The 23,947-nt window shown below is 68.0% G+C and carries 21 protein-coding genes; 11 read left to right on the forward strand and 10 right to left on the reverse strand.

Annotated features, from left to right (window positions below; all coding sequences use genetic code 11):
- Nucleotides 1-87: 87 nt before the first annotated feature.
- Complete coding sequence (locus ACTIF2_RS11405; RefSeq protein ID WP_439497179.1) at nucleotides 88-1,677, reverse strand: ABC transporter substrate-binding protein; 1,590 nt, start codon at nucleotides 1,675-1,677, stop codon at nucleotides 88-90.
- A 253-nt stretch (nucleotides 1,678-1,930) separates the two neighbouring features.
- Here ACTIF2_RS11405 and ACTIF2_RS11410 point away from each other — a divergent pair, with 253 nt between their 5' ends.
- The 6 genes from ACTIF2_RS11410 to ACTIF2_RS11435 all read left to right on the forward strand — a co-directional run bounded on the left by ACTIF2_RS11410 (nucleotide 1,931) and on the right by ACTIF2_RS11435 (nucleotide 11,048).
- On the forward strand, nucleotides 1,931-5,311 hold the full coding sequence (locus ACTIF2_RS11410; RefSeq protein WP_439497180.1) for a transglutaminase family protein: 3,381 nt from the start codon (nucleotides 1,931-1,933) through the stop codon (nucleotides 5,309-5,311).
- Between the two features lie 8 nt (nucleotides 5,312-5,319).
- Nucleotides 5,320-7,842, forward strand: a complete 2,523-nt coding sequence (locus ACTIF2_RS11415; protein ID WP_439497181.1) for a circularly permuted type 2 ATP-grasp protein — start codon at nucleotides 5,320-5,322, stop codon at nucleotides 7,840-7,842.
- The gene (locus tag ACTIF2_RS11420) at nucleotides 7,839-8,717 is read left to right on the forward strand and encodes a transglutaminase family protein (protein ID WP_439497182.1); all 879 of its coding nucleotides are present in this window, start codon (nucleotides 7,839-7,841) and stop codon (nucleotides 8,715-8,717) included. The genes ACTIF2_RS11415 and ACTIF2_RS11420 overlap by 4 nt, the downstream gene beginning before the upstream one ends.
- Before the next feature lie 6 nt (nucleotides 8,718-8,723).
- Nucleotides 8,724-9,425, forward strand: a complete 702-nt coding sequence (locus ACTIF2_RS11425) for an HAD family hydrolase (protein WP_439497183.1) — start codon at nucleotides 8,724-8,726, stop codon at nucleotides 9,423-9,425.
- Nucleotides 9,426-9,485: 60 nt separating this feature from the next.
- Complete coding sequence (gene pobA / locus ACTIF2_RS11430; RefSeq protein ID WP_439497184.1) at nucleotides 9,486-10,658, forward strand: 4-hydroxybenzoate 3-monooxygenase; 1,173 nt, start codon at nucleotides 9,486-9,488, stop codon at nucleotides 10,656-10,658.
- Between the two features lie 108 nt (nucleotides 10,659-10,766).
- On the forward strand, nucleotides 10,767-11,048 hold the full coding sequence (locus ACTIF2_RS11435) for a hypothetical protein (protein WP_439497185.1): 282 nt from the start codon (nucleotides 10,767-10,769) through the stop codon (nucleotides 11,046-11,048).
- Between the two features lie 63 nt (nucleotides 11,049-11,111).
- Here ACTIF2_RS11435 and ACTIF2_RS11440 read toward each other — a convergent pair whose 3' ends face one another.
- Nucleotides 11,112-11,450, reverse strand: a complete 339-nt coding sequence (locus tag ACTIF2_RS11440; protein WP_439497186.1) for a winged helix-turn-helix transcriptional regulator — start codon at nucleotides 11,448-11,450, stop codon at nucleotides 11,112-11,114.
- A gap of 101 nt (nucleotides 11,451-11,551) precedes the next feature.
- Between ACTIF2_RS11440 and ACTIF2_RS11445 the strand changes: the two genes are divergently transcribed.
- On the forward strand, nucleotides 11,552-12,565 hold the full coding sequence (locus tag ACTIF2_RS11445) for a zinc-binding alcohol dehydrogenase family protein (protein ID WP_439497187.1): 1,014 nt from the start codon (nucleotides 11,552-11,554) through the stop codon (nucleotides 12,563-12,565).
- 55 nt (nucleotides 12,566-12,620) lie between these two features.
- On the opposite strand, the gene ACTIF2_RS11450 is transcribed toward ACTIF2_RS11445, so the two are convergent.
- Entirely contained in the window at nucleotides 12,621-14,066 is a 1,446-nt protein-coding gene (locus ACTIF2_RS11450; protein ID WP_439497188.1) for an aldehyde dehydrogenase family protein, read from the reverse strand.
- A 161-nt stretch (nucleotides 14,067-14,227) separates the two neighbouring features.
- A complete protein-coding gene (locus tag ACTIF2_RS11455) occupies nucleotides 14,228-14,380 on the reverse strand; it encodes a hypothetical protein (RefSeq protein WP_439497189.1) in 153 nt (50 codons plus the stop codon).
- A gap of 237 nt (nucleotides 14,381-14,617) precedes the next feature.
- Here ACTIF2_RS11455 and ACTIF2_RS11460 point away from each other — a divergent pair, with 237 nt between their 5' ends.
- Complete coding sequence (locus ACTIF2_RS11460) at nucleotides 14,618-15,106, forward strand: pyridoxamine 5'-phosphate oxidase family protein (protein WP_439497190.1); 489 nt, start codon at nucleotides 14,618-14,620, stop codon at nucleotides 15,104-15,106.
- Between the two features lie 7 nt (nucleotides 15,107-15,113).
- Here ACTIF2_RS11460 and ACTIF2_RS11465 read toward each other — a convergent pair whose 3' ends face one another.
- The 4 genes from ACTIF2_RS11465 to ACTIF2_RS11480 all read right to left on the reverse strand — a co-directional run bounded on the left by ACTIF2_RS11465 (nucleotide 15,114) and on the right by ACTIF2_RS11480 (nucleotide 18,314).
- Nucleotides 15,114-15,797, reverse strand: coding sequence for a phosphatase PAP2 family protein (locus tag ACTIF2_RS11465; RefSeq protein WP_439497191.1), 684 nt, complete (start codon nucleotides 15,795-15,797; stop codon nucleotides 15,114-15,116).
- 42 nt (nucleotides 15,798-15,839) lie between these two features.
- Nucleotides 15,840-16,739, reverse strand: a complete 900-nt coding sequence (locus tag ACTIF2_RS11470) for a diacylglycerol/lipid kinase family protein (protein ID WP_439497192.1) — start codon at nucleotides 16,737-16,739, stop codon at nucleotides 15,840-15,842.
- 47 nt (nucleotides 16,740-16,786) lie between these two features.
- Entirely contained in the window at nucleotides 16,787-17,680 is an 894-nt protein-coding gene (locus tag ACTIF2_RS11475) for a transglutaminase-like domain-containing protein (RefSeq protein WP_439497193.1), read from the reverse strand.
- A gap of 253 nt (nucleotides 17,681-17,933) precedes the next feature.
- Nucleotides 17,934-18,314, reverse strand: a complete 381-nt coding sequence (locus ACTIF2_RS11480; RefSeq protein WP_439497194.1) for a PRC-barrel domain-containing protein — start codon at nucleotides 18,312-18,314, stop codon at nucleotides 17,934-17,936.
- A gap of 256 nt (nucleotides 18,315-18,570) precedes the next feature.
- Here ACTIF2_RS11480 and ACTIF2_RS11485 point away from each other — a divergent pair, with 256 nt between their 5' ends.
- Entirely contained in the window at nucleotides 18,571-18,834 is a 264-nt protein-coding gene (locus ACTIF2_RS11485) for a glycine zipper domain-containing protein (protein ID WP_439497195.1), read from the forward strand.
- A 62-nt stretch (nucleotides 18,835-18,896) separates the two neighbouring features.
- Here ACTIF2_RS11485 and ACTIF2_RS11490 read toward each other — a convergent pair whose 3' ends face one another.
- Both ACTIF2_RS11490 and ACTIF2_RS11495 read right to left on the reverse strand, forming a co-directional pair.
- Nucleotides 18,897-19,646, reverse strand: a complete 750-nt coding sequence (locus ACTIF2_RS11490; RefSeq protein WP_439497196.1) for a UTRA domain-containing protein — start codon at nucleotides 19,644-19,646, stop codon at nucleotides 18,897-18,899.
- Between the two features lie 8 nt (nucleotides 19,647-19,654).
- The gene (locus ACTIF2_RS11495) at nucleotides 19,655-21,022 is read right to left on the reverse strand and encodes a formimidoylglutamate deiminase (RefSeq protein WP_439497197.1); all 1,368 of its coding nucleotides are present in this window, start codon (nucleotides 21,020-21,022) and stop codon (nucleotides 19,655-19,657) included.
- Nucleotides 21,023-21,087: 65 nt separating this feature from the next.
- On the opposite strand from ACTIF2_RS11495, the gene hutI reads away from it, so the two are divergent.
- Nucleotides 21,088-22,347: an imidazolonepropionase gene (gene hutI, locus ACTIF2_RS11500; protein WP_439497289.1), complete on the forward strand. Its 1,260-nt coding sequence runs from the start codon at nucleotides 21,088-21,090 to the stop codon at nucleotides 22,345-22,347.
- Nucleotides 22,344-23,879, forward strand: a complete 1,536-nt coding sequence (gene hutH / locus ACTIF2_RS11505) for a histidine ammonia-lyase (protein WP_439497198.1) — start codon at nucleotides 22,344-22,346, stop codon at nucleotides 23,877-23,879. Before hutI ends, hutH begins: the two co-directional genes overlap by 4 nt.
- Nucleotides 23,880-23,947 lie beyond the last annotated feature (68 nt).

A 23,947-nucleotide genomic window follows, 5' to 3' on the forward strand; every position in this document is an offset into this window, starting at 1 on the left:
CTTCCGCCCGGGCCGTTCAACAGCAAAGAATAGCAAGAAACCCGCTGCGGCCTTTCGGCTGCAGCGGGGCATCAATGCCAAAACGGCTCAGTTCTTGGCGATGGGCCAGTAGAAGTTCGTGTCGGAGCTCGGGCCGATCACCCAGCCCTTGACGTTCTTGCGCTCGGCCGTGACCTCGACCTGCTGGAACATGATGACGAAGGGCGAGACCTTCTGGTGGTCGCGCTGGATGCCTTCATATTCGGTCTTGCGCTTGGCCGCGTCGGTCTCGAGCACGGCCGCCTGGGTGCTCTTGGTCATGTCCGGGATGTCCCAGGCATTGCGCCAGGCGAGTGTCTTCGACTTGGCGTCCTCGCCATTGTTCTCGTTGATGGCGAAGGTCTCGGCATTGGTGTGCGGATCGAGATAATCCGGGCCCCACTGGCCGATATAGATGTCGTGGGTGCGGGCGCGATACTTGGTCAGGGTCTGCTTGCCGTCGCCCGGGATGAGCTCGAGCTTGATGCCGGCCTGGCCCCAGCTCGACTGGATCGCCTGGGCGATGTCGGTGATCGGGTTGACCGAGCGGACATCCATGGTGACGGTGAAGCCGTCCTTCAGCCCGGCTTTGGCGAGCAGCTCCTTGGCCTTGGCCGGATCGAACGTATAGGGCTTGTCGGTGATCGCGCCGAGGAAGCCCTTGGGCAGGAACGACTCGTGGTGCTTGTAGGTGCCCTCGACGATGTTCTTCTCGATCGCCGAATAATCGACCAGCCACTTCAGCGCCTCGCGCACCTCGGGCTTGGCGAGGTTCGGGTTCTTCTGGTTCAGGCCGAGATAGAGGATATAGCCCTTGTCGCCCTGGACGATCTGGATGTCGGCCTTGTCCTTGACCGCGGCGAGCTGGTCCTTGGAGAGGTTGCGCGCCATGTCGATGTCGCCCTTCTCCAGCAGCAGGCGCTGCGAGGCCGGCTCGGCGACGTGGCGAACGATGACGCGCTTGTTCTTCGGCGCGCCCTTGTACCAGGTCTCGTTGGCGTCGAGCGCATATTGCTCGTTGGGGCGATAGGCGCGGACCTTGTAGGCGCCCGAGCCCGCCGAGTTCAGCTTGAGCCAGCCATTGCCGAAATCGCCGTCCTTCTCATTGGCCTTGACCAGCTTGGAATCGACGATCGAGGCGACGCCCGAGGTCAGGCAGTTGAGGAAGAAGGTCGGCGCGTAGGGCTTGGAGACGACCACCTGCACGGTGAGGTCGTCGACCGCCTTCACCTTCTCCAGCACGGTGTCCTTGTTCAGGCCGAACTGGGTCAGGATGAAGCCGGGCGACTTGTTCAGCGTCACGGCGCGCTGGAAGGAATAGACCACGTCCGCGGCCGTCAGCGCGTTGCCGGAGTGGAATTTCACGCCCGGACGCAGCTTGAAGGTGTAGGTGAGGTTGTCCTCGCTGACCGTCCACTTCTCGGCAAGCTCGCCTACGAGCTCGTTGTTCTTGGCGAGATCGACGCCGATCAGCTTGTCATAGACATTGGCTCCGACCTCGACGCCGGAGAACTCGAAGGCCTCGGCCGGATCGAGCGTGATGATGTCGTCGATCTGCTTGGCCATGACCACCGTATCCTTCGGCGTGTCGGCCAGCACCGTCGTCGCCATCAACGCCGTGAAGGCGGAAGCGGTCATCAATTTTGCGATATGACGCATGGAAACATCCCCATTGGTTCACTGAGCGGGCGTTTTCGCCGCCGCTTGGGCTCACTCTGGAACCAGTTGGCGCCCGATGTCCAGCCGGTCGAAAGGCGGAGCGCACCCCGGACGTGCAGATGCACGCTTCTTGCGCAACCGCCTCGCGCATCGACCTCTTCTTGCGCAGCGCGCGCCTTTGCCGGGGCCCGCGGCACTCGCTATCCTGTCGGCAGCCGTGCCGCGGGCACGCCCATTCGAGCAGGTGCCGCCCTTGGCCATCATCGCCGCGCTGAACCACCTCACCCATTACCGTTACGACCGCCCGGTCACGCTCGGCCCGCAGATCATCCGCCTGAGACCCGCGCCGCATTGCCGGGCAGCGATCAAGAGCTATTCGCTGAAGGTGTCGCCGGCACAGCATTTCGTGAACTGGCAGCAGGACCCGAGCGGCAACTGGCTGGCGCGCTACGTCTTTCCCGAGCCGGTGACGGAGTTCCGCATCGAGGTCGACCTGGTCACCGAGCTGACGGTGATCAACCCGTTCGACTTCTTCGTCGAGAGCGACGCGGAAACCTTTCCCTTCGCCTATCCGGACGAGCTCCAGGCCGAGCTCGCGCCTTATCTCGTCACCGAGCCGGCGGGGCCGCTGCTCGCCGACTTCGTGGCCGGGATTTCGCGCGAGCCGGTCAACACGGTCAATTTCGTCGTCGATCTCAATGCCCGCCTGCAGCAGATGATCGCCTATGGCATCCGCATGGAGCCGGGCGTGCAGGAGCCCGACCTGACGCTGCAGCTCGGCTCCGGCTCCTGCCGCGACACGAGCTGGCTGCTCGTTCAGGTCCTGCGTCGGCTCGGGCTCGCCGCCCGGTTCGTCTCCGGATACCTGATCCAGATGAAGGCGGATATCGACCCGCTCGAAGGGCCGCGGGGGACCGACAAGGATTTCACCGATCTCCACGCCTGGGCCGAGGTCTATATCCCCGGCGCCGGCTGGATCGGGCTCGATCCGACCTCCGGCCTGCTGACCGGCGAGGGCCATCTGCCGCTGGCGGCCACGCCGCATTATCGCTCGGCCGCGCCGGTGAGCGGCGTCGCGAGCTATGCCGAGACCAGCTTCGACTTTTCGATGAACGTCGCCCGCGTGCACGAGGTGCCGCGCATCACCCTGCCCTTCTCGGACGAGTCCTGGCAGCGGCTCGACGCGCTGGGTGAGATGGTCGATGCCGACCTCGTCGCCGGGGACGTGCGCCTCACCATGGGCGGCGAGCCGACCTTCGTCGCCGTCGACGACCAGGCCGGGGCGGAATGGAACATCGACGCGGTCGGCCCGACCAAGCGGCGCCGCGCCGACGAGCTGATCCGCCGCCTGCGCAACCGTTTCGCGCCGGGCGGGATGCTGCATTACGGCCAGGGCAAATGGTATCCCGGCGAGAGCCTGCCGCGCTGGGCCTTCGCGCTGTACTGGCGCCAGGACGGCGAGCCGATCTGGCGCAATGCCGAGCTGATCGCCCGGGAGCCGGGCGCCCCGACCGGCGGCGACCGCGAGCACGAGATCGCGAGCTCGATCCGCGACGCGGAGACGCTGGCGGCCGACCTCGCCGAGAAGCTCGGCATCGGCGCGGACCATGTCGTGCCGGCCTATGAGGATACCGGCCACTGGCTGCTGAAGGAGGCTCAGCTTCCGGAGAATGTCGACCCGCTCGACCCGCGCCTGGCCGACCCGGAAGAGCGGGCCCGCATGGCCAGGGTGTTCGCGCTCGGGCTCGGCAATCCGCGCGGCTACGTCATCCCGGTGCAGCGCTGGCAGAGCCAGGCCGGCGACCGGCGCTGGCGTTCCGAGAAATGGAAGCTGCGGCGCGGCAAGCTCTTCCTGGTGCCGGGCGATTCGCCTGTCGGCTACCGGCTGCCGCTCGGCTCGCTCCCGGCCGTGACCGAGGCGGAATATCCGCATATCCACCCGCAGGATCCGATGGAGGAGCGCGCGCCGCTCCCGGCTTCCACCCCGGCCGCCGATCCGGCCTTTGCCGAAGAGCCGCCGGCGCCCGGCTATGCCCCCACGCAATTCTCCCGACCGGGCGACGGGCAGGCGAGCGGCAACGCGCAGGACCGCGTCGAGCAGGAGATCGGGCGCGAGCATGTGCGCACCGCGCTCAGCCTGGAGATCAGGGACAATGTGCTCTGCGTCTTCCTGCCCCCGGTCGAGCGGCTGGAGGATTATCTCGACCTGATCGCGAGCATCGAGAGCGTCGCCGAGACGACCGGCCTGCCGGTCCATATCGAGGGCTATGCGCCCCCAGCCGACCCGCGGCTCAACGTCGTCAAGGTGACGCCCGACCCCGGCGTGATCGAGGTCAATATCCACCCGGCGAAGAACTGGCGCGAAGCGGTCGAGATCACGCGCGGCGTCTATGAGGAGGCACGCGAGAGCAAGCTCTGCGCCGAAAAGTTCATGGTCGACGGCCGGCATACCGGAACGGGCGGCGGCAACCATGTCGTGCTCGGCGGCGTGACGCCGCCCGACAGCCCGTTCCTGCGCCGCCCGGACCTGCTCAAGAGCATCATCCTCTACTGGCAGCGCCATCCCTCGCTATCCTACCTGTTCTCCGGCCTGTTCATCGGGCCGACCAGCCAGGCGCCGCGCGTCGATGAAGCCCGGCACGACCAGCTCTACGAGCTGGAGATCGCGCTCGGCATGGTGCCGAAGCCGGGCGAGCCGAAGATTCCGCTCTGGCTCGTCGACCGGCTGTTGCGGAACCTTCTCGTCGACGTCTCCGGCAACACCCATCGCGCCGAGATCTGCATCGACAAGCTCTACTCGCCCGACGGCCCCACCGGCCGGCTCGGGCTGGTCGAGTTCCGCTCCTTCGAGATGCCGCCCGATGCGCGGATGTCGCTGGCGCAGCAGCTCCTGGTGCGTGCGCTGATCGCCTGGTTCTGGCGCGAGCCGCAGGAGGGCAAGCTCGTGCGCTGGGGCACCAGCCTGCATGACCGCTTCATGCTGCCGGAGATGGTCTGGCAGGATTTCCGCGAGGTGCTCGCCGATCTCGGTCGCGCCGGCTACCCGTTCGATCCGGTCTGGTTCGAGGCGCAGCAGGAATTCCGCTTCCCGTTCTACGGCAAGGTCAGCCAAGGCGGCGTCGAGCTGGAATTGCGGCAGGCGCTCGAACCCTGGCATGTGATGGGCGAGCAGGGCGCGGCCGGCGGCACGGTGCGCTATGTCGATTCCTCGGTGGAGCGGCTGCAGGTCAGGGCGAGCGGGCTCGTCCCCGGCCGGCATCTCGTCACCTGCAACGGGCGGCGCCTGCCGATGACGCAGATTGCCGGCTCGGCCGAGGCGATCGCCGGCGTGCGCTTCAAGGCCTGGCAGCCGGCCTCCGGCCTGCATCCGACGATCCCGGTCCACGCGCCGCTGACCTTCGACATCGTCGACGCCTGGGCCGGCCGTTCGCTGGGCGGCTGCGTCTATCATGTCGCCCATCCGGGCGGGCGCAATTATGAGACACCGCCGGTGAATTCCTACGAGGCCGAGGCGCGCCGTCTCGCCCGTTTCGAAGCGATCGGTCATAGTCCCGGCGCGCTGGTGATTCCGGTGGACGAGCGCAGCCCGGAATTCCCGATGACCCTCGACCTGCGCCGCCCAGCGGGACATTGACCAAGGCGATGGCTCTCCAAGGCCGATCCCCCTCGACACGCGTCCGAGCGGAGCGGCGCAGCGCGCTGCTGGCCGACTACCGGCCGCTGCCGGGCGCCTATGACGAGCTCATGGCGCCGGACGGCACGGTGCGCCCGCAATGGGAGCCGTTCCTGAGCGAGTGGAGCGGGCTCTCGCTCGACGAGCTCGGCCATCGCTTCGGCCTCGCCGACCGACATGTCCGCGACACCGGCGTTTCCTACCGCGTGCATGGCGAGCTCGACGAGAGCGACCCGCTCGCCGGCGAGCGCTCCTGGCCGCTGAACCATGTGCCGCTGGTGATCACCGGCGCCGAGTGGCAAACGATCGCCGCGGGCGTCGCGCAGCGCGCCGGCCTGCTCGCCTCGCTGCTGGAGGACATCTACGGGCCGGGCGAGATGATCGCCAAGGGCCTGCTGCCGGCGACGATCGTGACCGGAAGCCCGGACTACCTGCGACCCGTGCAAGGCACCGGCAATGGCGGCAGCCTGCAGCTCTATGCCGCCGATCTCGGGCGCGGGCCGGACGGCCGCTGGTGGGTGCTGGGCGACCGGACGCAGGCGCCTTCGGGCGCCGGCTACGCGCTGGAGAACCGGCTGGCGCTGGGGCGCGCCTTCCCCGACCTGTTCCGCTCGATGAATATCGAGCGGCTGGCCTCGTTCTTCCAGGGTTTCCGGGCCGGGCTGGTCGCCAGCTCGCGCCGGGTCGAGCCGCGCATCTGCCTGCTGACGCCGGGCCCGCTCAACGAAAGCTATTTCGAGCAGGCCTATCTGGCGCGCTATCTCGGCTTCCTGCTGGTCGAGGGCGGCGACCTCTTGATGCGGGACGGGCGGGTGCATGTGCGCACCATCGCGGGCCTGAAGCGTGCCGACGTGATCTGGCGGCGCATCGACGGTGATTTTTCCGACCCGCTCGAACTCAACGCCGCCTCCGCGCTCGGCGTCGCCGGGCTGGTCCAGGCGGTCCGGCGCGGCAATGTCCATATCGCCAACGGGCTCGGCTCAGGTGTGGTCGAGGCGCGTGCGCTGATGAGCTTCCTGCCTGCGCTGGCGGAGCGCCTGCTCGGGGAAGAGCTGATCCTGCCCAATATCGCGACCTGGTGGTGCGGCCAGGACGGGGCACGCGCGACCGTGCTGGAGCGGCTCGAGGAGATGAGCGTCGCGCCGGCCTTCCGCGCGCCCGCCGACGGGCTCGTTCACCGGCCGACCCTGCCCGGCGAGCTCGCGCCGGAGGCACGCCAGGCCTTGCGGGCGCATATCCAGGCGCGCGGCGTCGACTATGTCGGCCAGGAGGTCGTGCGCCTGTCGACGATGCCGATTTTCGAGGAGGGCCGGCTTCAGCCCCGGCCGGTGACGCTGCGGGTCTTCGCGGCCGCGACACCCGATGGCTGGACGGTGATGCCGGGCGGCTTCTGCCGGATTTCCGACGATGCCGATGCGCGCGCCGTGACGATGGGCAACGACGTTCGCTCCAGCGACGTCTGGGTCACGTCCGACAGGCCGGTCGAGCATGTGACGCTGCTGCCGAGCGCCGACCGGATCAGCATCCGGCGCATGATGGGCACCCTGCCGAGCCGGGCGGCCGACAACCTGTTCTGGCTCGGACGCTATCTGGAGCGCACGGAAGCGACGCTGCGCCTGGTGCGGGCCCTGCTCGGCCGCCTGATCGACGCCGACGACGCGACGCCCGACCGCGCCGAGACCTTGCGCCGCCTCGCCAATCTGCTGACTGCCTGGGGCGCCGCGCCGGCCGAGAAAGGCTTGTCGCCAGCATCCCAGGCCACCGCCGCCCTGCATGAGCTCGAGCATTACGGCTCGGCGCTGGCGACCGTGCGCGAGGCACGCCGCACCGCCTCGGTCATCCGGGAACGCCTGTCGGTCGACGCCTGGCGGCTGTTCGGCGACCTGCAGCGGCAATTGACGCTCACCCCCGAGGAACAGGGCAGCGAAGGCGAAGCCTATGAGATCGCCGACCGGGCGCTGAAGACGCTGGCGGCCTTCTCGGGCCTCTCCCAGGAGAACATGGTGCGCGGGGCCGGCTGGCGCTTCCTCGATATCGGCCGGCGGCTGGAGCGCGGCATCGCGACCTGCCGCTTCGCCCGCCATTTCGCCGATTCCGCCGCCCCGAGCGACTGCCTCGACGCCCTGCTCGACCTGACGGATTCGCAGATCACCTATCGCTCGCGCTATCTGCTCGGCGCATCGCTGGCGCCCGTGCTCGACCTCGTCATGCTCGATCCCTACAACCCGCGCTCGGTCGCCTTCCAGATCGACCGCCTCGACGCCGAGATCGCCGGCCTGCCGACGCTGAACGAGGACGGCATGCTGGAGGCGCCGCGCCGGCTGGCGCTGAAGCTCGCCGCCGAATGCCGCACCGCCGAGGCGGGCCGGCTCGACCGCACCAGCATCCTGCTGTTCGAGCAGCTACTGATGGGCCTGTCGAGCGCGGTGGCCGACCGCTATTTCCTGCAGAACAGCGAGCCGGAAGGCTCGCGGATGACGGGCATCGCGTGATCTACGACGTTCGCCATCTCACCACCTACGCCTATGGCCGGCCGGTGCCCTTCGCGCGCTGCATCCTGCGGCTGCTGCCGCGCGACGATGGCGGGCAGAGCGTGCGCAAGAGCTCGCTCACGGCCTCGCCGCGCTCGAGCGAGCGCATCGACGGGATCTGCTTCTTCGGCAACCAGATGACGACGCTGACGATCTCGAAGCCGCATCGCGAGCTCAAGCTCGACATGCGGGCCCGCGTCGAGGTCGCGCGGCCGGCGCCCCCCTTCCCCGGCCTGACCCGGCATTGGGAGGAGGTCGGCGCGCTGGCGTTCGCCTCGCGCAGCCTCGCGCCCGATTCCCCGGCCCACCAGCTCTATCCCAGCCGGCTCGTGCCGCCGGTCGCGGAGGTCGTGGACTATGCGCGCGAGAGCTTCGCGCCGCGGCGGCCCGTTCTTGAGGCCGCAAGCGAGCTGATGCGCCGCATCCGGGCCGATTTCACCTATGATCCGGACGCGACCGAGGTCTCGACGCCGCTCGCTGAGGCCTTCCACCAGCGCCACGGCGTCTGCCAGGATTTCGCGCATATCATGATCGCCGGCCTGCGCGGCCTCGGGCTGCCGGCCGCCTATGTCAGCGGCTATATCCGCACCATTCCGCCGGCCGGCGAGAAGCGGCTGGAAGGCGCCGATGCCAGCCATGCCTGGGTCAGCCTGTGGTGCGGCCCCGAAACCGGCTGGATCGGGCTCGACCCGACCAACGACCTCATCGTCGCCGACGACCATATCGTCACCGCGATCGGCCGCGACTATGCCGACGTCTCGCCGCTCGACGGCGTAATCGTCGGCCCCGGCTCGCAAAAGGTCGCGGTCGCGGTCGACGTCATCCCGGTCCTGTGACGCAGGATGGTCGCGCTTCGCGGATTGCTCTTCGACAAGGACGGCACCCTGCTCGACTATGCGGCGAGCTGGCCGCCGATCAACCGCGAGGCCGGCCTCCTCGCCGCCAATGGCGACGCCGCGCTTGCCGCCAGGCTCCTGCTGCGCGGCGGCGCCGACCCCGAGACCGGGCAGGCGCAGGCCGACAGCCTGCTCGCAGCCGCAAGCACGCGGGAGCTGGCGACGGCCTGGCACGGGGCGGGAAGCCCGCTCGACATCCCGGCACTGACCGAAAAGCTGGACGCCCTGTTCCAGAGCGCCGTGCCGCGAATGATCCCGGTCTGCGATCTCTCCGGCCTGTTCGAGCGGCTGAGGGCGCGGGGGCTCGCGCTCGGGATCGCGTCCAGCGACAGCGCGGGGGCGGTCGCCGCCACCGCCGCCCATTTCAACCTGGCACCGCACCTCTCCTTCCTCGCCGGCTATGATTCCGGCCATGGCGTGAAGCCTGGCCCGGGCATGGTGCAGGGTTTCTGCGAGGCCTGCCGGCTCGTGCCCGGCGAGGTCGCCGTGATCGGCGACAACGCTCACGACATGGAGATGGGCCGCGCCGCCAAGGCCGGGCTACGCGTCGGCGTCCTGACCGGGACCGGCACGCGCACGACCCTCGAGCCGATCAGCGATCTCTGCCTCGGCAGCATCGCGGAACTGGAGATGGCGCTTTTCCCGTGATCGTTGCTATGGCAACTTAATCCGGAGCCGCCGTCAGAGCGGGAGCCCGGAGGAACGGTTTTGCGCACGCAGGTCGCCATCATCGGCGCGGGTCCCTCCGGCCTCCTCCTCGGCCAGCTTCTGCACAAGGCGGGGATCGACAGTGTCATCCTCGAACGCCGCAGCCGCGAGCACGTGCTGTCGCGCATCCGGGCCGGCGTGCTGGAGGACGGCACGGTCGGGCTGCTCGACCAGGTCGGCGCCAGCACCCGGCTGCATGCCGAGGGGCTGCGCCATGACGGGTTCGACCTGCTCTTCGGCGGCAGCCGGCACCGCATCGACCTCAGCCGTCTGACCGGCGGCCGCCATGTCACCGTCTACGGCCAGACCGAGATGACGCGCGACCTGATGGACCTGCGCGCCGCGGCGGGAGCGGCGACGATCTTCGAGGCGCAGGACGTCGCGCTCCACGCCTTCGATGGCGAGAGACCGCACGTCACCTTCAGCCTGCACGGCGCCCCGCGACGGCTCGATTGCGCGATCATCGCGGGCTGCGACGGCTATCACGGAATCTCGCGCGCCAGCGTGCCGGAGGCGGTGCTCCGGACCTTCGAGCGGACCTATCCCTTCGGCTGGCTCGGCATCCTGACCGACGTGCCGCCGGTCTCGCACGAGCTGATCTATGCCGGCGACGAGCGCGGCTTCGCACTATGCTCGATGCGCTCGCCGCAACGCAGCCGCTACTACGTGCAATGCCCGCTGGACGACGATGTCGGGAACTGGCCCGACGACCGCTTCTGGGACGAGCTGCGCCGGCGCCTCGATCCCGCCACGGCGGAGGCGCTCGTGACGGGCCCCTCGATCGAGAAATCGATCGCGCCGCTGCGCTCCTTCGTCGCCGAGCCGCTGCGCTTCGGGCGGCTGTTCCTGGCCGGCGACGCCGCCCATATCGTGCCGCCGACCGGCGCCAAGGGGCTCAATCTCGCGGCCAGCGACGTGCATTACCTGTCACGGGCGCTGATCGAATTCTTCATCGAGCGTTCGGTGGCGGGGATCGACAGCTATTCCGCGCACGCGCTGGCCCGCGTCTGGAAGGCCGAGCGCTTCTCCTGGTGGCTGACCTCGCTGATGCACCATTTCCCCGAAAACGGCGCCTTCGCGAGGCGCATGCAGCGCGCCGAACTCGATTATCTGGTCTCCTCCGACCATGCGATGGCAGCGCTGGCGGAGAATTATGTCGGGCTGCCTTACTGACCGGCCGCATGAGACCGAGGCGCCCTGACGTGTCTCGAAGACAGGAACCCGACCGCGCCCGCGATCGTTTCTCCTTGGCTCCGGTGGAGCAAGACAAGGAGGAAACACATGGACAGACGCTCATTCGTCGTCACGCTGGTCGGCGGTTTCGCGGTCGCCACAGGCGGCGCGGCGCTGGCCCGTCCGACGACGGAAACGTCTCAACAGGCCCTCGAGACGGCGCTGCTCGACAGTTCAGCGCTCGACGAAACCGATGCCGAATTCAGCCATATGCCGCCCGGCCCGCGCTGGCGCGCGCATCGCGCCTGGCACAGGCGGAATCAGCGCCGGCGCAGGCGGCGGTGGCGCCGCCGGGTCTGGCGCCGCGGCAGGTGGCATTACTACTACTGATCGTCGCGACACATTCCGGCCGCCGTCCTACGGGGCGGCGGCCTTTTGTCGGGCGCAACGGGCTCAGGCCGCTTGCTTTGCATGGCGCTCGCCCCAGGCCTTCAGCGCCATGATGACCGGCTCCAGCGTGCGGCCTTTGACGGAGAGGCTGTATTCCACGCGCGGCGGAACCTCCGGATAGACCACGCGGACAAGCAGGCCGTCGGCCTCCAGCTCACGCAATTGCGTCGTCAGCATGCGCTGCGTGACGCCGGGCATTCGCCGGCGGATGACGTTGAAGCGCATCGTGCCCTCGAACAGATGATAGAGGATGATGCCCTTCCACTTGCCACCGATCAGCCCGAGCGCCGCCTCGACGGGACAGCCCGCGGAACAATAGGGCTCCTGAAAGCGGGGCGGCATGACAGTATCCTTTTCGACACTATGAGCTGAAATTGTGCGTTCTTGCGGGATCCGAGTGTAAAGCGCATCTGGCCTCTATCACAAATGCAGGAGGCCAGCCCATGCGCGCCGTCGGATACCGTCAGTCCCAAGCCATCACCGCCGAGACCAGTCTGATCGATGTCGAGTTGCCTCAGCCGGTCGCCTCGGAGCGCGACCTGCTGGTCGAGCTCAAGGCGGTCTCAGTCAATCCGGTCGACACCAAGGTGCGGATGCGCAGCCAGCCGGCCGAGGGCGAAACCAAGGTTCTGGGCTGGGACGCCAGCGGCATCGTCAAGGCCGTTGGCCCGGAGGTCAGAGCGTTCAAGCCCGGCGACGCCGTGTTCTATGCCGGCGCGATCGACCGGCCCGGCAGCAATGCCGCGTTCCATCTCGTCGATGAGCGGATCGTAGGTCGTAAGCCCGCGACGCTGGGTTTCGCGGAAGCCGCGGCGCTGCCGCTGACGGCGATCACCGCCTGGGAGATGCTGTTCGACCGGCTCAAGGTGAAGGATGCGGTGCCGGGCGCGGCCGGGGCGATCCTGATCATCGGCGGCGCTGGCGGCGTCGGCTCGATGGCGATCCAGCTCGCGCGCGGCCTGACGGATCTCACCGTGATCGCGACGGCGTCGCGGCCCGAGACGCGCAAGTGGGCGCAGGAGCTCGGCGCGCATCACGTCGTGGATCACACCAGGCCGCTCGCCGGACAGATCGCAGCCCTCGGGATCGGCGCACCCGGCTTCGTGTTCTCGACGACGCATACGGACAGCCACCTCGCCGCGATCGTCGAACTGCTGGCGCCGCAAGGACGACTGGGGCTGATCGACGACCCGGAGACGCTCGACGCCAATATGCTCAAGCGCAAGAGCCTGTCGCTACACTGGGAGCTGATGTTCACCCGCTCGCTGTTCCAGACCGCCGACATGCAGGCGCAGGGCGACCTGCTGAACGAGGTCTCGCGGCTGGTCGACGAGGGCTCGATCCGCAGCACGCTCGCCGAGCATTTCGGCACGATCAACGCCGCCAACCTGAAGCGGGCGCATGCGCTGATCGAGAGCAATCGCGCCAAGGGCAAGATCGTGCTGGAGGGTTTTTGACGCAAAAGGGCCGCGCCTTGCCGGCGCGGCCCCTTCGTCTGATGGCGACGGAGGCTCAGGCCAGGGTGTAGGCCGTCTTCACCGTCGTGTAGAATTCCTTGGCATAGGCGCCCTGCTCGCGCGGGCCGTAGCTCGAGCCCTTCCGGCCGCCGAAGGGCACGTGATAGTCGACGCCCGCCGTCGGCAGGTTGACCATCACCATGCCGGCCTCGCTGTTGCGCCGGAAATGCGTCGCGTATTTCAGCGAGGTGGTGCAGATGCCGGCCGAGAGCCCGAACTCGGTGTCGTTGGCCAGCGCCAGCGCCTCCTCGTAATCCTTGGCGCGCACGACATTGGCGACCGGGCCAAAAACCTCCTCGCGCGAGATGCGCATGGCGTTGGTGGTCTCGGTGAACAAGGCCGGCTGGAGATAGAAGCCCGGCGTCTCGCGGTTGAGCAGTTCGCCACCCCAATGGAGCTTGGCGCCCTCGTCCTTGGCGATGGCGATGTATTTCATGTCCTGATCGAGCTGGCTCTGGTCGACGACCGGGCCGATATGGGTGCCGCTCTTCAACGCGTCGTCGACGACCAGGTTCTTCAGGCGCTCGCCGACTGCATCGACGAAGCGGTCATGGATGCCGTTCTGGACGATCAGGCGCGAAGACGCCGTGCAGCGCTGGCCGGTGGAGAAGAAGGCGCCGTTGACGGCCGTCTCGACCGCGGTCTTGAGGTCGGCGTCGTCCAGAACCACGAGCGGGTTCTTGCCGCCCATCTCGAGCTGGACCTTCTTCATCGGATTGCCGGCGATGCAGGCGGCGGCGACCTTGCGGCCGGTATTGACCGAGCCGGTGAACGAGATCGCGTGCACGTCCTTGTGCTCGAGCAGCGCCTGGCCGACGACCGAGCCGCGGCCCATGACCAGGTTGAGCACGCCCTTGGGCAGGCCGGCGCGCTGGATGATGTCGACCAGCGCCCAGGCCGAGCCGGGCACGAGATCGGCCGGCTTCAGCACGACGCAGTTGCCATAGGCCAGCGCCGGGGCGAGCTTCCAGGCCGGGATCGCGATCGGGAAATTCCAGGGCGTGATCATGCCGACAATGCCGACCGGCTCGCGCGTGACCTCGACGCCGACGCCGGGACGCACGGAGGGGATCGCCTCGCCACCGAGACGCAGGCACTCGCCGGCGAAGAACGCAAAAATCTGGCCGGCGCGGGTCGCCTCGCCGATGCCTTCCGGCAGGGTCTTGCCCTCCTCGCGCGAGAGCAGCTTTCCGAGCTCCTCCCTGCGGGCGAGGATCTCGTCGGAGGCCTTCTTCAGGATCTCGTAGCGTTCCTGCGGATTGCTGCGGCCCCAGGCCGGAAAGGCGGCCTTGGCGGCGGCGACGGCGTTGTTCAGATCCTCGACCGAACCCTGCGCATATTCGCCGACGACGTCGTTTGTGTTCGACGGATTGATGTTGCGCGAGGTCTTAGCGGCACCGACCCATTCGCCGGCAATCAGGTTCTTGAAGATTTCGGTCATCGCAGCCTCTCGAACGATCTGAACACTCGGCGCCGGTGTTAACGCCTTTGCCCGGCGAACGCTATTCGCCCGGGGCATGGCTCGCAGGCGCCCTCGCTCGCATACAGTATGCAGATGGTTTTTGTCGAGCGACGCGGCCCCCTTCGGAACACGTTGGGCCGTCACTTCTCCTTGATCGAGAGCCCGTCCTTGCCGACCGAGATCTCGACGCCGTCCGGCTGCTTCTTTTCCTCGTAGAGCGCATAGCCCGTGACCGCGAGACCAACGACGAGGATGGCGACGAGCAGCAGAAGCATGTTCCGGGAGGCGAGCATCAAGGGTTCCTATCATGGAGAGGCGGCGGGCGCCGGCACTAGCGCGACAACGTCCCGCGCTGCGTGTGGTTCCGCTCCCTCATGCCCTGCGCGCCATTGCGCCGATGCGGAAAGGCGTGAAGACTCGGCTCGCACCGCTCCAGGCCGAGCGCCTTCCTGCACCGTCAGGAACGCGCGCCACGCCGATGCGTTTCAGATCGTGAGGTGCCGCGTGCGATGCACGGAAGGAGAACCGCGATGGTCGAGACGCAGTTCCAGCAGCGGATCTGGACCGCCCTGACCGACCACAAGATCTGCATGGTGTCGATCGTGGTCGACGGCAGGATCAGGACGCGGCCGATGTCGGGTCATGTCGACCGGGAGAACCACAGGATCCTGTTCGTCACCCATAGCCATACCGGCCCGGCGGAAGAGATCGACCCGTCGCAGACCGTCTCGATCGCGCTCAGCGACGAGGACCATAATTTCTACGCGACGATCGAATGCGAGGCCGCCAAGCTCGACGACCGCGACTTGCTGAAGCGGATCTGGAGCCCGCTGGTCAGCGCCTGGTTCCCGAACGGACCCGACGACCCGGACGTGACCCTGCTGGCCTTCAGCCCGATCTCCGCCGAAATCTGGGACGGCCCGTCGAGCGGCGTCGTCATCGCCTTCAAGCTGGCGACGGCCAAAATCCTGGGGCGGACGCCGGATCTCGGAGTCAACACCACGATCGACATGCGCTGAGGCGCGTTCAGCGCACCAGCGGCGCGCCGGTACCCGCCGGCGCCTCCATCGCCGCCATGCCGCGGCCGAGAAGGGCGACGGCGAGGCTCGACCATGCGACGCCCAGGCACCAGCCGGCCAGCACGTCGCTCGGCCAGTGCACGCCGAGATAGATCCGGCTGACGCCGATCAGGACGATCAGGACCCAGGCCAGCCCGATGCAGAGCCGGGTGATGTCCTGGCGCCGCGAGGCGAGGCCGATGAACCCGGCGATGCTGAGCAAGGTCACGGCCGAGAGGAAGGCATGGCCGCTCGGGAAGCTGGCGGTAAAGGTCAGCGCGGAATGCTCGACGATGTCGGGCCGTTCCCGCCCGACCGCGATCTTCAGCCCGGTGCTGACCAGCGTCGCCGCCACGACATTGGCGGCGAGGCCGACCGCGAGGCGCCGATAGCCGCAGAGCCAGAGCACGAGGCCGGCGGCGATCGTCATGAAGCCCAGCCCGACGAAGCTGCCCAGCGCAGTGACGTCGCGCATCATTTCGGGCAGCCAGGGCGGGCCGAGAAGCTTCGCGGGATCGCCCGTCTCGCGAAACAGCAGAACCAGGCTGGTGTCGAAGGCGAATGTGCGGCCCGAGAGCACGAAGAGCGTCAGCCCCAGAAAGGCGAAGGCAGCGGCCAGGGGGATGAGAAAACGGGGCTGGAGCGAAAACATCCTGGTCCTGAACGATGACAAGCCGGCCGAATTGAGACGAGCCTAGACGGACTGAGCGCGGGCGGCGATGACCTGGACGGCTTTCGGCAGCAGGCGATAGGCGAGCTCCCCCGCCTTGCGCTCGACTTCGCCGTCGAAGGTGATGTGTCCGCGCTTCGTGTCGCGGCGGATCAAGGTCACCTCGTCGCTCATGAACGAGGTCAGATGCTTGGATGATTTCCACGTGCCCGACACGACCGAGAGCGCGGCCTTGCAGCGGGAAAGCAGCCCGCCGGCATTGAGGATGTGCACCTCGAACATGCCGCCGTCGAGCCGGCTGCGGCGCCATTCGGGCCCGTCGAAGCTGTTGATGGTGACGAGCACCGCATCCGCCTTGACCTCGCGGCGCTCGCCGGCGACGCGGATCTCGACCGTGATCGGGCGTGTGAACAGGATCGAGCGCGTCATGGCGACGGCGAAGGCGATGGCCCGGCTGAACGGGAAACGCCGCCGCGCATATTCGCGCTCGCGGGCCATCAGGCTGAAAAAGCCCATGCCCGACAGGGAGTGGAAGAGGCGGTCATTGACGCGGCCGATATCCATCGTCACCGGCTCACCCATGCAAAGCGCCTCGATCTGCCGCTCGAGGGTGCCAATCAGGCCAAGGTCGCGCCCGAGCACGTTGACCGTTCCGAGCGGGAGGATTCCCACCGGGCGCTCCGCCTGCAGCAGGATCGGCAGCACGCCGTTTATGGTGCCGTCGCCGCCGGCGATGACCGGTATCGCCTCCTCATCGGCGATCGCGAGCGAGAGCGCGTCATCGAGCTCGCGCGGCGGCACGAGGCGGATTTCGGCAGAGCAGCCATAGGCGGCGAAAGCCGCTTCGACGCGCGCGGCAAAGGCATCCGAGCCCGCGGCCAGCACGGTCCCGGCCCGCGCATTGATGACGACGGTATGGCGCATGGCACCCTGATGCACGCGGGCCGGCGAATGGCGGAGGCTGTCGGCCCTCATGTCATGATAGCAGGCTCGGCATCCCAAAGCCTGCTGGCGATCATCTCCGGCTTGGCGGAGACGGCTTCCTCGACCTCTTCGGTCATGACCTCGAATCTTTGCAGAATATGGGCGCCGAACGAGCTGAGCATCGCGACGTCGGTGGCATCGCGGCCACGGGCGATCACGATGCGGCCGATGCGAGGCTCGTTGTGGCGGGCATCGAACGTGTACCAGCGACCGCCGAGGAACACCTCGAACCAGGCGTTGAAGTCCATCGGGGCGGGGTTTTTGGGCACGCCGATATCGCCGAGATAGCCGTTGCAATAGCGCGCCGGAATGTTGAGGCACCGGCACAAGGCCACGGCCAGATGAGCGAAGTCGCGGCAGACGCCGATGCGCTCGTCGAAGGCCTCGGCGGCCGTGCGCGTATTGCGCGCGAACTCGTAGCCGAAGGTCAGGTGGTTATGGACGAAATCCACGATGGCCTGCACCCGGGCCCAGCCCTGCGGCAAATGGCCGAACAGGCTCCAGGCGCGATCGGACAGCGTGTCGGTCTCGCAATAGCGGCTGCCGAGAAGATAGACGAGCGCCTCCTGCGGCAGGCGCGAGGGCGGCATCTCGCGGGCAGCCGGATTGACCGGCTCCGGCTCGCCGGAATCGTGAACCAGTCCTTCCGACTGGAGCATGACGCCTCCTGCCGGAGCGACGAGCCGGCGGCAGATATTGCCGAACTGATCGAGATAGTGCTCCACGGGCACGGTGACGGATGGGTCGAGCAGCGAGGTCACAACCATCGCATCGGGCCGGACAAGGTCATGGCGGCGCGAGGGATGCACGTCGAGCATCGTGATCAAGGGCAGTTCATGCGGGCAGGTCAGCTCAATGCGGTAGCCATAACGAATCTGCATGACGCGCTCCTGACGGATGTGGGTTCTGCAACGCGTCGACGGACGGTGAAAACGTGACCGGCTGTGACGGCTATGTCGCTGCTGAGACGACGCGCGGCAGCGATTTTGGTTCCCGCCAAGAACACACGGCCAGTATCAAAAAGCGCCCCGCGCGCGACGCAAAAAAGATGCGGGCCTTTCGGCCCGCATCCCGCCGTCACGACGGTTCGGCTGGGGGGATAGCAACCGCCGCGACCTGCGTCCGGCGTATCGCCTACATCATCCAGTACGGCATCGTGCCGTAGTAATCATGGACGCGCTTGCCATAGGCCTTGTCGTCCCAATCCGGCTCGCCTTCGCTGTCATACATCGGCGCAGCCTCGAGCTTTTCCTTGGTCAGGGGAACCACGTAACCGCCCCGTGCCGTGTCGTAGTCGAGCACGCTCCAGGGGATCGGGTGGTACTTCTCGCCCAGCCCGAGGAATCCGCCGAAAGACATGATGGCGTAGGCGACCTTCCCGGTCTGCTTGTCCAGCATCACGTCGTAAATCTCGCCGAGGTGGTCGCCGGCCGTGTTGTAGACATCCGTGCCAGCGACGCGCGCTCCGGCGATCAGCGGATTGGATGATGAAGTGGCCGAAACCTGAGCCGTCATCTGAACCTCCTCCATGGTGTTGGACGGGGTAACCCGCCGTGGGATTGTGAGGTCAACGTCGCTTCCAATCGAAGGTTCCAGGGGCCCGCCCGAAAGGCAGAATGTCGCAGCATCGGCAACCCGCCGCCATCGTGCTGCCATCGTAGCGCTCGCAGATTGTCGCGCCCGTGGAACTTTTACGGGCATTGCCCGTTTAAGGGCGACGAGGGGAAGGCGCGCGGTGTGGCTGCCCTCTTCATCCAAGGAGCCATTTGCCATGAAGAAACTTCTCATCCTCGCCGCGGTCACGCTGTCGCTCGGGGCCTGCACGCAGCGCGAGCAGAATGCCGGCACCGGCGCCCTGATCGGTGCGGCCGGCGGCGCGGTGGTGGGCGGTCTGGCGACCGGCCGGGCGGGCGGAGCGCTGGCCGGCGCGGCGATCGGTGGCGCGGGAGGCGCGATCATCGGTTCCGCGACGACGCCGGATCGGGTCTGCGTCGGCCGCGACGAATGGGGTCGCCGCGTTCGCTACGCCTGCTGATCGACCACGTCGTTACGATTCCTGGAAAAGGCCTGCCCTTCGCGGGGCGGGCCTTTTTCGCGTCAGACCGCGCCGTAGGGCCCGAAGCGCCCGATGAAGCGATGGCGCCCACCCGGATAGAGCAGGCGCACGGCCGTCACCGGCCGATCCTGGTTCCAGGTCCGGCGCTCCACCAGCAGGCACGGATCGCCGCGCCCGATCGCCAGCAGTTCCGCTTCGCGCTCGCCGGCCGCGATCGCGCTGATGGCATGCTCGGCCTGGGACCAGAGGCTGTTCTGCAGAAGCCAGTCGCCCGGCGGGGTGGTTTCGAAGCGCTCCTCGCCCGCCGCCGGCACGGTCGCGAGATGGATCACGCGCTCCTCGAGCACATGCGGCTTGCCGCCGCTGCGATGCAAGGTGACGAGATGGGCGACCGGATCCGAACGCTTCAACGCGAAGCGCGCGGCGAGCTCGGCCGAGGGGCGCCCGTCCCGACGGGCGAGAATCTCGAAGGCATAATCTTGCCCGAGCCGCCTGACCTCGTCCGGGATCGAGAGGATATCGAGCATCGCATGGCTGGCGGGCGGGCTCGCGACGATCGTGCCCGAGCGCCTGCGGCGGGTGATCAGCCCCTCGCGCGCGAGCTGCACCAGGGCGCGATGCACCGTCATGCGCGAGGCGCCGAGCCGTTCCATCAACGCATGTTCCGGCGGCACCGAGGTGCCGGGCGGCCACATGCCATTCAGGACGAGATCGCGGATGGCACGGCGGATCTGGTCATAGACCGGCCCTGAGCCATCCAGTTTTACCGCATCGATCCCGATATCCGACATGACGATCCTTATGCGAGCAGCCGGCGCATCGTCGCGGCGAATCGCGCCGCGACCGCTGTGCGCGCGACATGGCGACCTTCGCTGACAAGCCGTTCGCCGCCAACCAGCACATCGCGCAAAGGCAGGGCATTGGCGGCAAAGATCGCGCTGTCGAGCGCCGCTTCGCCGCGCTTGCCCGCCAGCGCCGGATGGTCGAGATCGAGCGAGACCAGGTCCGCCCGCTGCCCCGCCGCAATGCTTCCAAGCGCGCGACCGCAAGCCTGCGCGCCGCCGGCGCAAGCGTTCTTCCAGAGCGCGAGCCCCGACGAGGCCTCCGCCTCGGCAAGAAGCGCCCGGCCGCGATCGCGCAGGCGCTGGGAGTATTCGAGCAGGCGCAATTCGGCCCCGGCATCGATCTGGATATTGGAATCGCTGCCGACGCCGAAGACGCCGCCGGCCGCGTGATAGCGCACGCCATCGAAAATGCCGTCGCCGAGGCTCGCCTCGGTGATCGGGCACAGGCCCGCGACCGCGCCGCTGCGCGCGATCGCGTCGCGCTCAGCCCCAACGAGATGCGTGGCATGGATCAGACACCAGCGCCGATCGAGCGCGACCGTGTCGCAGAGGAATTCGACCGGGCGCCGCCCGGTGATCGCCAGGCTGTCCTCGACCTCGCGCATCTGCTCAGCGACATGGATATGGATCGGGCCGGCGGGCACGAGATCGAGCAGCCAGCCCAGATCGTCGGGCGCCACGGCCCGCAGCGAATGCGGCGCGACGCCGAGCCGCGAATCGGGCAGGTCCCGGATCGCCTCCGCGCTCGCCTGCATCAGCCGGGCGAAGCCGTCCCGATCATTGACGAAGCGGCGCTGGCCATGAGCCGGCTGCGCGCTGCCGAAATTGCCGAAGCGGTAGAGCACCGGCAGCAGGGTCAGGCCAATGCCGGTCTCATCCGCCGCCGCCGCGACGGCCTCAGCCATCGCCGCGATATTCGCATGGGGCCGGCCGTCCTTGTCGTGGTGCAGGTAGTGGAATTCAGCCAGCGCTGTGAAGCCGCCCTCCAGCATCTCGACCATGGCTTGGGCCGCGATCGCCTGGACGTCGTCGGGGTCAAGCCGGTCGAGGAAGCGGTACATCACCTCGCGCCAGGTCCAGAACGAATCCGCCGTGGCGCCGCGCCGCTCCGAGAGGCCCGCCATGCCGCGCTGGAACAGATGGCTGTGCAGGTTCGGCATGCCGGGCAGCACCAGCCCGTCCAGGCGCAAGCCAGCCTCGGGAGCCGGGTTTCCGACGGCAACGGCCGCGATCGTCCCGTCCGTGACGGTCAGCGTCACGTTCTCGGCAAAACCGTCAGGCAAGAGGGCGTAGGCGAGATGCAGGATCTGGGTCGATGTCACGCGGGCTCCTCGCTTGATTTGCATAGGCAAATGCCGCTTGCTAATTGCATATGCAATTGTCTAGCATAACGGGATCGCAAGCGAAGTCGAGAGGACGCGACGTGGCGGCGGGGCCTTCGGACTGTGACATATCCTGGATCAATGCGCGGCTCGCGACCATGGCGGCCGGCGCAGACCAGCCCTACGGCGCGGTCGAGGACGGTCTCATCGCCGCGCGCGACGGCCGCATCCTCTATGCCGGCCCACGCTGCGAGGCGCCGGCCCTCGCAGCGCGCAAGACCGTCGATTGCGCCGGGCGCTGGATCACGCCCGGCCTGATCGATTGCCATACCCATCTCGTCTATGGCGGCGATCGGGCGCATGAATTCGAGCTCAGGCTGCAAGGTGCGAGCTACGAAGAGATCGCGCGCGCCGGCGGCGGCATCCTCTCCACCGTCAAGGCGACGCGGGCGGCGAGCGAAGACGAGCTCTTCGCCAGCGCCGACCGGCGGCTTTCGGCCCTGATCGCCGAAGGCGTCACCACCGTCGAGATCAAATCGGGCTACGGGCTGGAGCAGGAAGCAGAGCTGAAGCAGCTCAGGGTCGCGCGCCGCCTCGGGCACGAGCGGCCGGTGACGGTGCGCACCAGCTTCCTCGGCGCGCATGCCGTGCCGCCGGAGTTCAAGGGCCGCTCGGGCGACTATACCAACCTCGTCGCCGGGCCGATGCTCGATGCGGTGGCGGCAGACAAGCTCGCCGACGCCGTCGATGTCTTTTGCGAGGGCATCGCCTTCTCGCCGGAGGAGACCGCGCAGGTCTTCGCAGCAGCCAAGGCGAAGGGTCTACCCGTAAAAATCCATGCCGAGCAGCTTTCCAATCTCGGCGGCGCCAAGCTCGCGGCCGAGCATGGCGCGCTCTCGGCCGACCATCTCGAATATCTCGACGAGTCGGGCGTGGTCGCCATGGCGAAGGCGGGCACGGTCGCGGTGATCCTGCCCGGCGCCTTCTATTTCCTGCGCGAGACGCAAAAGCCACCGGTCGAATTGCTGCGCAAGCATGGCGTGCCGATCGCGCTCGCGACCGACGCCAACCCGGGCTCCTCGCCTCTGACCTCGCCGCTGCTCGTGCTCAACATGGCCTGCACCCTGTTCCGTCTGACGCCGGAAGAGGCGCTCGCAGGCCTGACCCGGAACGCGGCACAGGCGCTCGGCCTCCAGGATCAGATCGGCACGCTGGAGGCCGGCAAGGCTTGCGATCTCGCGATCTGGGCGATCGAGCGGCCGGCCGAGCTCGCCTACCGCATCGGCTTCAACCCGCTTCACTCCCGCATCTGGAACGGCCAATGACCGCAGCATTGTCTCTGAGGCCGGGCGAGACCGCCCTGACACAGTGGCGCGACGTGATCGACGGCGCCACGGCCAGGCTAGATGCAAGCAGCGCCGAGCCGATCGCCGCCGCGCAGGCGATCGTCGACGAAATCGTCGCTGCCGGCACCGTGACCTATGGCGTCAATACCGGCTTCGGCAAGCTCGCCAGCGTGCGGATCGCCGATGCCGACCTTGCCACCTTGCAGCGCAACCTGATCCTCTCGCATGCGGTCGGCACCGGCCCTGCCCTGCCCGACCGGATTGTGCGCCTGATCTTGGCGATGAAGGCGGCGAGCCTGGCGCGCGGCGCCTCGGGCGTGCGCCCCGTGGTGGTCGCGGCGCTCACCGGCGCGCTTGCAGCCGACGCGTTGCCGGTCGTTCCCGCCAAGGGCTCGGTCGGCGCGTCCGGGGATCTCGCGCCACTCGCCCATCTCACAGCGGCGCTGATGGGCGTCGGCGAGATCAGGCTGAAGGGCGAACTGCTTTCGGCCGCAGCGGCGCTGAAGCGCATCGGCCAGGAGCCACTGACGCTCGGCGCCAAGGAAGGCCTCGCCCTCATCAACGGCACGCAGGTCTCGACCGCGATCGCGATCACCGCGCTCGACGACATCGCGCGCGTCTTCGACGCCGCGCTGGTCGCAGGCGCGCTCTCGGTCGATGCGCTGAAAGGCTCGGACACGCCGTTCGACCCGCGCATCCAGGCGCTACGCGGCCAGCCCGGGCAGATCAAGGTCGCGCAAATCCTGCTCGAGTTGATCGCAGGCAGCGAGATCCGCGACAGCCATCGCTTCGGCGACTCCAAGGTTCAGGACCCCTATTCACTGCGCTGCCAGCCGCAGGTGATGGGCGCGGTGCGCGACCTTCTCGCCAATGCGGCGACGACGCTTTCGATCGAGGCCAATGCCGTCACCGACAACCCGCTCGTGCTCGGGCCGGGCGAGATCGTCTCGGGCGGCAATTTCCACGCAGAGCCCGTCGCCTTCGCCGCCGACATCCTCGCCATGGGACTGTGCGAGATCGGCAATCTCTCCGAGCGGCGCATGGCGCTGCTGGTCGACCCCGTGATGAGCGGGCTGCCGGCCTTCCTGGCGCGCGACGCCGGGCTCAATTCCGGCTTCATGATCGCGCAGGTGACCGCCGCGGCGCTGGCCTCGGAGAACAAGCAGAAAGCCTATCCGGCCTCGGTCGACACGATCCCGACCTCCGCCAACCAGGAGGACCATGTCTCGATGGCGACGCATGGCGCCTTCCGCCTGCTCGACATGGCGCGGAATGCGGCAAGCATCGTCGGCGTCGAGCTGATGGCGGCGGCCGAGGCGATCGAGCACCACCGGCCGATGAAGACAAGCGCACGGCTCGAGCCGGTGCTGGCGCTGCTGCGCGAGAAGATCGCGCCGCTGGAGGCAGACCGCTACCTCGCCCCCGATCTCGCCGCCGCGACGGAGCTCGTGCTCTCCGGCGCGCTGGGCCGGGCGGCCGGGCTCGACAGCTTCGCGGAGTTGGGCGCGTGATGACGCACTCACCGTCATGGTCGGGCTTGTCCCGACCATCCACGCCGTCGTTCATCACCGGCAGCGTT

The sequence above is a fragment of the Allobosea sp. genome (genome assembly GCF_051860145.1).
Taxonomy (GTDB): Bacteria; Pseudomonadota; Alphaproteobacteria; order Rhizobiales; family Beijerinckiaceae; genus Allobosea.

What these genes read in the sequence shown, in the direction of transcription:
- ACTIF2_RS11405 (WP_439497179.1), bottom strand. Translation starts at nt 1,677, where the DNA reads ATGCGTCATATCGCAAAATTGATGACCGCTTCCGCCTTCACGGCGTTG.
- ACTIF2_RS11465 (WP_439497191.1), bottom strand. Translation starts at nt 15,797, where the DNA reads ATGTTTTCGCTCCAGCCCCGTTTTCTCATCCCCCTGGCCGCTGCCTTC.
- ACTIF2_RS11435 (WP_439497185.1), top strand. Translation starts at nt 10,767, where the DNA reads ATGGACAGACGCTCATTCGTCGTCACGCTGGTCGGCGGTTTCGCGGTC.
- ACTIF2_RS11415 (WP_439497181.1), top strand. Translation starts at nt 5,320, where the DNA reads ATGGCTCTCCAAGGCCGATCCCCCTCGACACGCGTCCGAGCGGAGCGG.
- ACTIF2_RS11450 (WP_439497188.1), bottom strand. Translation starts at nt 14,066, where the DNA reads ATGACCGAAATCTTCAAGAACCTGATTGCCGGCGAATGGGTCGGTGCC.
- ACTIF2_RS11455 (WP_439497189.1), bottom strand. Translation starts at nt 14,380, where the DNA reads ATGCTCGCCTCCCGGAACATGCTTCTGCTGCTCGTCGCCATCCTCGTC.
- ACTIF2_RS11470 (WP_439497192.1), bottom strand. Translation starts at nt 16,739, where the DNA reads ATGCGCCATACCGTCGTCATCAATGCGCGGGCCGGGACCGTGCTGGCC.
- ACTIF2_RS11475 (WP_439497193.1), bottom strand. Translation starts at nt 17,680, where the DNA reads ATGCAGATTCGTTATGGCTACCGCATTGAGCTGACCTGCCCGCATGAA.
- ACTIF2_RS11490 (WP_439497196.1), bottom strand. Translation starts at nt 19,646, where the DNA reads ATGTCGGATATCGGGATCGATGCGGTAAAACTGGATGGCTCAGGGCCG.
- ACTIF2_RS11485 (WP_439497195.1), top strand. Translation starts at nt 18,571, where the DNA reads ATGAAGAAACTTCTCATCCTCGCCGCGGTCACGCTGTCGCTCGGGGCC.
- hutH (WP_439497198.1), top strand. Translation starts at nt 22,344, where the DNA reads ATGACCGCAGCATTGTCTCTGAGGCCGGGCGAGACCGCCCTGACACAG.
- ACTIF2_RS11425 (WP_439497183.1), top strand. Translation starts at nt 8,724, where the DNA reads ATGGTCGCGCTTCGCGGATTGCTCTTCGACAAGGACGGCACCCTGCTC.
- ACTIF2_RS11440 (WP_439497186.1), bottom strand. Translation starts at nt 11,450, where the DNA reads ATGCCGCCCCGCTTTCAGGAGCCCTATTGTTCCGCGGGCTGTCCCGTC.
- ACTIF2_RS11445 (WP_439497187.1), top strand. Translation starts at nt 11,552, where the DNA reads ATGCGCGCCGTCGGATACCGTCAGTCCCAAGCCATCACCGCCGAGACC.
- ACTIF2_RS11480 (WP_439497194.1), bottom strand. Translation starts at nt 18,314, where the DNA reads ATGACGGCTCAGGTTTCGGCCACTTCATCATCCAATCCGCTGATCGCC.
- ACTIF2_RS11460 (WP_439497190.1), top strand. Translation starts at nt 14,618, where the DNA reads ATGGTCGAGACGCAGTTCCAGCAGCGGATCTGGACCGCCCTGACCGAC.